General features: G+C 71.8%; 9 protein-coding genes and 1 pseudogene. 3 read left to right on the forward strand and 7 right to left on the reverse strand.

All coding sequences use genetic code 11. The annotated features are described in order from the left end of the window. Positions 1–286 (reverse strand): anti-sigma factor family protein (locus tag AC08OJ_RS16535; protein WP_476596202.1); only part of this gene is annotated, 286 nt, incomplete at its 3' end. Continuing rightward, on the reverse strand, positions 283–1,089 hold the full coding sequence (sigE, locus tag AC08OJ_RS16540) for an RNA polymerase sigma factor SigE (RefSeq protein WP_476593936.1): 807 nt from the start codon (positions 1,087–1,089) through the stop codon (positions 283–285). The genes AC08OJ_RS16535 and sigE, both read right to left, overlap by 4 nt. Before the next feature lie 165 nt (positions 1,090–1,254). On the opposite strand from sigE, the gene AC08OJ_RS16545 reads away from it, so the two are divergent. Both AC08OJ_RS16545 and AC08OJ_RS16550 read left to right on the forward strand, forming a co-directional pair. After that, positions 1,255–1,908, forward strand: coding sequence for an O-methyltransferase (locus tag AC08OJ_RS16545; RefSeq protein WP_476593935.1), 654 nt, complete (start codon positions 1,255–1,257; stop codon positions 1,906–1,908). Positions 1,909–2,379: 471 nt separating this feature from the next. Beyond that, on the forward strand, positions 2,380–2,757 hold the full coding sequence (locus AC08OJ_RS16550; RefSeq protein ID WP_476593934.1) for a hypothetical protein: 378 nt from the start codon (positions 2,380–2,382) through the stop codon (positions 2,755–2,757). Positions 2,758–2,824: 67 nt separating this feature from the next. Here AC08OJ_RS16550 and AC08OJ_RS16555 read toward each other — a convergent pair. From AC08OJ_RS16555 to AC08OJ_RS16565, 3 genes and pseudogenes are all read right to left on the reverse strand, one after another. Beyond that, positions 2,825–4,478: pseudogene (locus AC08OJ_RS16555) on the reverse strand (leucyl aminopeptidase family protein). A gap of 93 nt (positions 4,479–4,571) precedes the next feature. Continuing rightward, positions 4,572–4,739: a DUF3117 domain-containing protein gene (locus AC08OJ_RS16560; RefSeq protein ID WP_007511639.1), complete on the reverse strand. Its 168-nt coding sequence runs from the start codon at positions 4,737–4,739 to the stop codon at positions 4,572–4,574. A 242-nt stretch (positions 4,740–4,981) separates the two neighbouring features. Beyond that, a complete protein-coding gene (locus AC08OJ_RS16565; protein WP_462188602.1) occupies positions 4,982–5,323 on the reverse strand; it encodes a DivIVA domain-containing protein in 342 nt (113 codons plus the stop codon). A gap of 54 nt (positions 5,324–5,377) precedes the next feature. On the opposite strand from AC08OJ_RS16565, the gene folP reads away from it, so the two are divergent. After that, a complete protein-coding gene (gene folP / locus AC08OJ_RS16570) occupies positions 5,378–6,280 on the forward strand; it encodes a dihydropteroate synthase (protein WP_476596203.1) in 903 nt (300 codons plus the stop codon). Positions 6,281–6,370: 90 nt separating this feature from the next. On the opposite strand, the gene AC08OJ_RS16575 is transcribed toward folP, so the two are convergent. Then, the gene (locus AC08OJ_RS16575; RefSeq protein WP_476593931.1) at positions 6,371–6,970 is read right to left on the reverse strand and encodes an LOG family protein; all 600 of its coding nucleotides are present in this window, start codon (positions 6,968–6,970) and stop codon (positions 6,371–6,373) included. After that, positions 6,967–7,797, reverse strand: a complete 831-nt coding sequence (locus AC08OJ_RS16580; RefSeq protein ID WP_476593930.1) for an LOG family protein — start codon at positions 7,795–7,797, stop codon at positions 6,967–6,969. The genes AC08OJ_RS16575 and AC08OJ_RS16580 overlap by 4 nt, the downstream gene beginning before the upstream one ends. Positions 7,798–8,172: the final 375 nt, after the last annotated feature.

Raw genomic sequence — 8,172 nt, forward strand, 5'->3', positions numbered from 1 at the left:
CGCTGGGACTGTGGGGACCACTGGGGCTGTTGGGGCTGTTGGGGCGAACCCGGGGGGACGCGGGCACCGCGGCCGGACCGCCCAGGCTGAGCAGCCAGACCGCGAGGCCGCCAGGAAGATCCGGGCCATCGAGGGCGACCAGCCGTGCCTTGACTATCCGCAGGGCCGCCACCTCCCGCTGGCACTCCCCGCAGCAGGCAAGATGCGCGAGCGCGCGGTCGCGAGCGTCATGATCGAGTTGATGGTCGATGAGAGGCGAGATCCGATCGCCGAGATGCTCGGTCACGCCCGCCGCTCCCGCGGAGCACCACCCTTGCTCCCGGCGGCGACGGGCCCATGCCGTCCCCCGCTTCTGAGCCGCCCGTCGTCGCCTCGGCCCCAATGCGGTCTGGTCGTGCCCGGCGGCGCCGCGTCCGCCTCGGCGAGCTCCGCCGCCGGCCCGACGGCGGGCTCCGCGGCGAGAAGGGCGTCGTCCGAGACCGCCACGGCGGCGGACAACGCGGCACCGTCACCGGTACGTGGCGCGCGATCGGCCAGCGCCGCGCGCAACATCGCCCGACCGCGCGAGATCCGGCTGCGCACTGTGCCCAGTTTCACGCCCAGCGTCTGAGCGATCTCTTCGTAGGAGAGCTGCTCGATGTCGCATAGCACGACGGCGGCCCGGAAGTCGGGCGGCAGAGCGGCGAGCGCGGCCTCGACGTCCGCGTCGAGATGAGCCTCGGCGTAGACCGCCTCCGGGCTCGCCTCGCGGCCGGCCAGCCGCTCGGTGTCCTCGGGCAGCGCATCGAACCGGATCTTCTGCTGGCGACGCATGCGATCGAGGAAGAGGTTGGTGGTGATCCGGTGCAGCCACCCCTCGAAGGTGCCGGGGGTGTAGTCCGCCAACGACCGGAACACCCGAACGAACACGTCCTGCGTCAGGTCCTCGGCGTCGTGGGCGTTACCGGTGAGGCGGTAGGCGAGGCGGTAGACCCGGTTGCCGTGCTCACGGACCACGTCTTCCCAGGAAGGAGGAACCCAACCAGGAGCTTCTGCGGTGGCGGCGACGCCGGCGGCGTCCGAGCCCGCCCCGGGGTCCTGAGCAGCCACGGCCGCCTCTCGGTCGGTTCGCGTCAAACGTACCCGACGAGCCGGCCAGGGAGCGGCGAATCCCGCTGCGGACACCGACGTTTCTCCCCTCGATCCTCGACACGATGCGCGTTGACCAGATGAACGCGCGTCCCTGGTCTCCCGTTCCCGTAGGCTGCGGAAGTCATGCCGGACACTGACATCGGCGAGCTCGAGTCCGCCGCCGCCTATGCAGAGGGCTTCCTGCTGGAAGACCCGATCCTTCGCGCTGCCCGCGCCCGAGCCGAGGAGGTCGGGATCGTCCCGGTCAGCCCGGGTACCGGCGCGGTCCTGCGCTTCCTCGCCGCCGCCGTGGGCGCCCGCGCGGTGGTCGAGATCGGCACGGGTACCGGGGTCTCCGGTACCTGGCTGTTGCGCGGGATGCGGCCCGACGGGACCCTGACCACCATCGACGTCGAGGCCGAGCACCTTCGGCTGGCCCGGCGCACCTACGCCGACGCGGGGATGACCCCGGGGCGCAGCCGGCTGATCACCGGCCGCGCCCTCGACGTTCTCCCCCGCCTGACCGACGGCGCCTATGACCTCGTGTTCTGTGACACGGACCGGCGTGAGGGCACCGAGTACCTCACCCAGGCCCTGCGGCTGCTGCGGCCGGGCGGCGTGGTGGCATTCGCCAGCGTGCTGGCCCTGGCTCAAGGCCAGGCCACCGGCCCCGAGGCGGTGGCGGTCCGCGAACTCGCCACAGCTGTACGTGACGATGTGCGGCTCACCCAGATGCTCCTCACCACCGGCGGCGGCCTCCTGGTCGCCGTGGTCGCCAAGTCCTCCCCGGTCGGCTGACCAGACACCCCGGCCGGCTGGCCAGGCACCCCGGTCGGGGTGACCGGTCCGCGGTAACACGATCAGGGCCAGCTGATCGTGCCGGTACCCGGTGGCTCCTCGGTGGACGCGTAAGGTGCGCTTAAGCGTGACATTCCTACGCCTTGGGGAGTAAATGGCACCGGCCGCACAGGAGTACCGGCGCTATGACGTCTACGACGGCGACCACGGCAACTACGGCGACCACGACAGCGACTTCGACACCTAATGACAGCCGCGCCGAGCCGCCGCCCGCCCCACGTGAGAGCCTGCTGCCCTACATCACGTTCGTCCTCGTCATGGCGGTCCTGGCCGGGATTGCCGGTTACACGCTGAACCGCCTGGTGGGGCCGGCGCACGGCGCGCGCTCCGCCCACCCGGCCGGCCGTACCGGGCGCCACCCCCTCCCCACCGGCCGCGGGAGGCGGCCTCGCCGGCCTTACCGCCGAGCAGGTGGCGATCCGGCTGGCCGGCGCGGGCCTGCCGCTGCACACCACCGTCGCCTACACCGCGGCCAGCGACCCCGATCGTCTCCTGGGCCGGGCGAACGGCTACACCAGCAGAATCGCCTTCAGCGATCCGCGGGTGGGCGTCAACGAGGTCTCCGGGAGCCCCGCGGACGCGATCGAGCGCGGCGGCCCGATCGAGGTCTTCGCGGACGCGGAGAGCGCGCAGCGGCGGGCGACGAAGCTCCTCACCGTCACCGCCGACAACCCGCTCGTCACCGAGTACGTCTTCGTCCAGCGCACCGTGGTGCTCCGGGTCTCCCTGGTCCTCTCCGAGGACATCGCCCGGGGATACGAGGCCGTGCTCCTGCGTCTCGCGGCCTGACCTCCCCTTCGCGGCCCGGCAACACCCAGGGGTACCCGGGACCCGTCTGGGGGTTCCGGGGTTCTACTCAGGCCGCCGGTGCCTGGGACGGCCCACCCGACAGCCAGGTCAGCAGGGTACGCACCCCCCACCCGGTGCCGCCCCGGCTGATCTCGCCGTCGTCGGCGTCCGACCGTGCGGTGCCCGCGATGTCCAGATGCGCCCAGGGCCGCCGGCCCGCGAACTCCCGCAGGAACAAGCGCCGCGGTGATGGAACCGCCCCCGACGTCCAGCGCCCGGCCGATGTTGGCGAGGTCCGCCACCGGCGAATCGATCGCCGCCCGGTACTCCTCCACCAACGGCAGCCGCCACACCCGTTCCCCGGCGCTGTCCGCCGCGGCGGACAGCGCCGCCGCCAACTGGTCGTCCGAGCTGAACAGCCCGGCGGTGCGCCGGCCGAGCGCCACGGCGATCGCTCCGGTCAGCGTGGCGAGGTCGACGATGACATCCGCGTCGAGCGCGCCCGCGGCGTAGGCGAGGCCGTCCGCCAGCACCAGGCGACCCTCGGCGTCGGTGTTCAGTACCTCCACCGTGGTCCCGCCCCAGCAGGTGATGACGTCGCCGGGATGCATGGCAGTCGCACCGATCATGTTCTCCGCCAGGCAGAGCAGACCGGTGACGCGCCCGGGCACGTTCAACGCCGGCAACGCGGTCATCGCCCCGAGCACCGCCGCCGCGCCCGCCATATCAGTCTTCATGCCGGCCATCGGGACGGCCGGCTTCAGGGAGAGCCCACCCGAGTCGAAGGTGATTCCCTTCCCGACCAGGACCCGGTGACCATCGGTGAAGCGGCCCGCCGACGAACCATCCGGCCCCGCCGACCCGGTGGATCCCGCCGATCCGGTGGATCCCGCCAACCCGGCCTCGCCAGAAATCCGCGGTGGCCCGTGATATTCGAGTTTGACCAGGTAGGGCGGCCGAGGGGAACCCTCACCGACGGCGCACAACCCCCCGAAGCCCTGCGCCAGAAGATCGTCGGGGCCGAGCAGGGTCGCGTCGAGACCCGCCGACGCGGCGATGCGCACGGCACGGTTCGCCAGCCACGCGGGTGACTTCACCAGACTCGGCATGTTGACCAGATCGCGGGCGATGTATACCCCGGTGGCCACCGCCCGCGCGGCGTCGACCGCGGCCGCCGCCCCAGGCTCGTCCGCCCGACCGGTGAGCACGATGACGTCGCCGGGCACGCCGTTCTCCGGCCCGGGCCGGCCGGCCGGGTCGGGCACTCCAGCGGCCCGGTAGGCGCCTAGCGCCAGGCCTTCGGTGAAGGCCCGCAGGCCCGGATCGCCGGGCTCCGCCACCACCGCGAGCCGGTCCGGTGCCCCGGCGCGGCGGGCGAGCGCGGCGCCCGCGGCCCGCCAGCCACCCGGTTGACCGGCGCCGATGCCGACCACGAGCAGCCGGGTCGGCCGAGCCGTCCGGGCCAACGGCACCACCAGCACCGAACCCGCATCGCCGCGCAGGGACTCGGACTCGACCAGCAGCGCGAGATCCAGTCCTAGATCGGCGCCGATGCCACGGGCAGTCTCATCGAACACGGGTCCGTTCTCGGACGACGCGAGGACCAGGGCGACGGTCGCGGGCTCGACGCCGGCGACGGTGGCGGACCGTAGGGTGACGCTGAGAGGAAGCCTGATGAGCCCGTCGATCGCCGGGCCTGGCGCGGAATCAACGATGCTCATGCCGGCCTTCTCGCCGGGACCGCCGGACCACGACGGGACCCGGCTGCCGCGGGACAGGCGCGAGGACAGCGCACACGGACGGACACACGGAGGTTAACCGACCGCGGTCTTCAAGGCATCCCCCAGCGCACTCGCCTCGTCGGCGGTGAGTTCCACGACGAGCCGACCGCCCCCCTCCAGCGGGACACGCATGACGATGCCGCGCCCCTCCTTGGTCACCTCGAGCGGACCGTCACCCGTCCGCGGCTTCATGGCCGCCATCGGTGCACCTCTTCCTGCCGTCGGACCTGCATCTGACGACGATTATCCCGTAGACCGGACCGCAAACCGAAACACGTCTCTGCGCGGCATCACAACAGTCGCCCGCCGCAACATCGAGAGGTGGGCGTCGATGTTGATGGCGGCGCCTGTACGTGTCCCTGCGTAGGCCAGATCGACCGGCTACCAACAGTCGATTGTAATGCCACAGGCAGCCGGCGGATGCCACGGACAGTCGGCGGCGATCACTCGTCGATCTGTGGCGAGCGAGTAACCCGATGCCCGTCCGGCGATGGCGCGGTGTCGACGCGCGCGAACGCGGCCAGCCGGACCAGCTCCTCGTCCCGCCAGGCCAGCTCGTCGGCCAGCCGAAGCAGGACGGCGTCAACCTCGGCCATCCGGTAACCACGCAGCGCCATCCCGAACCGCGTGCGGGCAATGTCGCCGGCTGTTACCGTACCGACAGGTAGTCCGGTGGGAGCGCCGTCCGGCGGCGCCGGGGCGAGCCGATCGAAGCGACCGACGGCCAGCGCGGCCACCGCGAAGACGACGGCGGCCACGATCACAATTTCGATGACGAGCACCACGCATCCGATCGTGCCACGGCCCGCCGATCGCGGTGATTCTGGCAGGCTGGCCCGGTGCATGCCGACGCTGCCCACCCGGCCCCGCTACGGCGGGATCCGCTACGACTGGGTCCGCGGACCTTCGAGCCGACCGAGCTGATCGTGATGGCGATCGTCAACCGCACCCCGGACTCCTTCTTCGACCGCGGGGCGACGTACGGTGCGGCCGAGGCGTTGGCTGCGGTCGACCGTGCGGTCGACGAGGGGGCGGGGATCATCGACATCGGCGGGGTGAAGGCCGCGCCCGGCGGCGAGGTGAGTGCGACCGAGGAGCTGCGCCGCGTGGGTGGCTTCGTCGCCGAGGTCCGGGCCCGCCACCCCCGGCTGGTCATCAGCGTCGACACCTGGCGCGCGCAGGTCGGACGGGTCGTCGCGGGTGAGGGCGCCGACCTGCTCAACGATGCCTGGGGCGGGGTGGACCCGGCGCTCGCCGAGGTCGCGGCCGAGTTCGACGCCGGTCTGGTCTGCACCCACGCCGGCCATCTGCCGCCGCGCACCCGGCCGCACCGGATGGTCTACGACGACGTAGTCGCCGACATCGTCGCCACCACGGTGGGGCTCGCCGAGCGGGCGGTGTCGCTCGGGGTCCGGCCGGATGCGATCCTCGTCGATCCCGGGCACGACTTCGGCAAGAACAGCCGCCACTCCCTCGAGGCCACCCGCCGGCTGCCGGAACTGGTCGCCACCGGGTGGCCGGTGCTCGTCGCGCTGTCGAACAAGGACTTCGTCGGGGAGACCCTGGACACCGGCATCGACGAACGCCTGGAGGGCACGCTGGCCGCGACCGCGGTCAGCGCCTGGCTCGGGGCCCGGGTCTTCCGGGCGCACCAGGTGGCGGCGACGTGGCGGACGCTGCGGATGGTCGCAGCGATCCGGGGCGACGTCGACCTCGCCGTCGCCCGCCGCGGCCTCGCCTGAGGACCGCCCTCGCCTACCCAGCCAGCTTGCCTATCCAGAGGGATTTTTCGGACACGAAACCCTCTGGATAGGCAAGGAACAGGAACGGGCTCAGTCGCCCTCGACGATCTCCCGCAGGGTCGGGGGCGGGGGCGAGGTGACGGTCGCCTCTGTCACACCCGCCTCCAGGAAGTCCACCGCCTCGCCGATGCCGGTCGCCCAGCGGAGGGTGTCCCGGGCGCGCGGGCGGACGAACCCGCGGTCGACCATCTCGTCGACGAGGATCCGCAGGTGGGCAAACACCCCGTCGGGGTCGAGGACCACCACGGGCTTGGTGTGCATGCGCAGGACCCCGGCGACCCAGACCTCAAGCAGCTCCTCAAGGGTGCCCAGGCCCCCGGGCAGAGCCAGGAAGGCGTCCGAGCGCGCGTCCATGAACGCCTTACGCTCCCGCATGGTCTCCGTGACGATGATCTCGTCCGCGTCCAGGTCGCGGACCTCCATCGCGACCAGCGCCCGCGGGATCACACCGACCGTGTAACTTCCGCCGGCCCGCGCCGCCCGGGCGATCGCTCCCATGCACGACACCGAGCCTCCGCCGGAGACCAGGGTGTGGCCGCGCCGGGCAAGCTCGGTGCCGGTCTGGGCCGCCAGCAGGACGTACGAGGGGTCGATCAGCTCGGAGGAGGCGCAGTACACGCAGATGTTCACGGAATATCCATACCTGCGGGCCGGGTGTGCCCGGCGGTTCCCTCCAGGATGATGCGCACGGCCTCGTGGATGCCGTCGGTGATCGAGAGGATCTGCAGGTCCCGCTCCTGGACCAGGCCGGCGGGCAGCAGGGTCGTCCGCATCCAGTCGACGAGTCCCGACCAGTACTCGGAGCCGATCAGCACCACCGGGAACCGGGTGACCTTGCCGGTCTGGACCAGGGTCAGCGCCTCGAACAGCTCGTCGAGCGTGCCGAACCCACCGGGGAGGATCACGAACGCCTCGGCGTACTTCACGAACATCGTCTTGCGGACGAAGAAGTAGCGGAAACTGACGCCGAGGTCGACCCAGTCGTTGAGCCGCTGCTCGTAGGGAAGCTCAATACCGAGGCCCACCGACAGGCCGCCGGCCTCCTGGGCCCCACGGTTCACCGCCTCCATCGCGCCCGGCCCCCCGCCGGTGATCACCGCGAAGCCGGCCTCGGCGAGCGCGGCGCCGAGCAGCCGGCCCTGCTCGTAGAACGGGCTGTCCGGGGGAATCCGGGCCGAGCCGAAGACGGTCACCGCCCGTGGCAGTTCGGCGAGCAGGCCGAAACCCTCGACGAACTCGCTCTGGATCCGCATGACCCGCCACGGGTCGGAATGGACGAACCCCGAGGGGCTGCGGGTGTCGAGCAGGCGCTGATCCGTGGTGGAGTGCTCCACCTGGCCACGCCGGGCAATGACTGGCCCACGGAACTGCTCCAGCGGCGGGATGCGGCGCTCGCGGCCGGTGGTCGGTGGCTGGGCACCGACAGGTGCGGGGTCGGAACCCGCAGAGCGTCCCACGGGCGTGTCGTCAGAAGAAGGCGCGGCGCCATCCTCCTCAGCAAGCGGTAGGGAGGGCGGCTCCGGGCTCGAGGACGGTGTCACGACGGCACCATAGGCCACGGCTCGGGCGTTGCGGGATGACGCCGCCCACGTCGGTGAAGCTGCTCACGCCGGTGGATCAGGACGCCCCCTCGCGGCGCAACAAGGCGAACACCGTGCGCCGGAGGACGTAGAAGTCCTTCGACTTCCCTTTTCGCGCGCATCAGTCATGTATCAGTCATGTGTCAGTGCGGGACACGACACGGGCCAGCACGGCGTCGCCCCTCGGCAGCCGGCAGTGGAACGCGCACCCGCTGCAACGCGGCGCGGATGTCGGAGTAAGAGACAGGTACC

Source organism: Frankia sp. CgKIO3 (assembly GCF_977946435.1).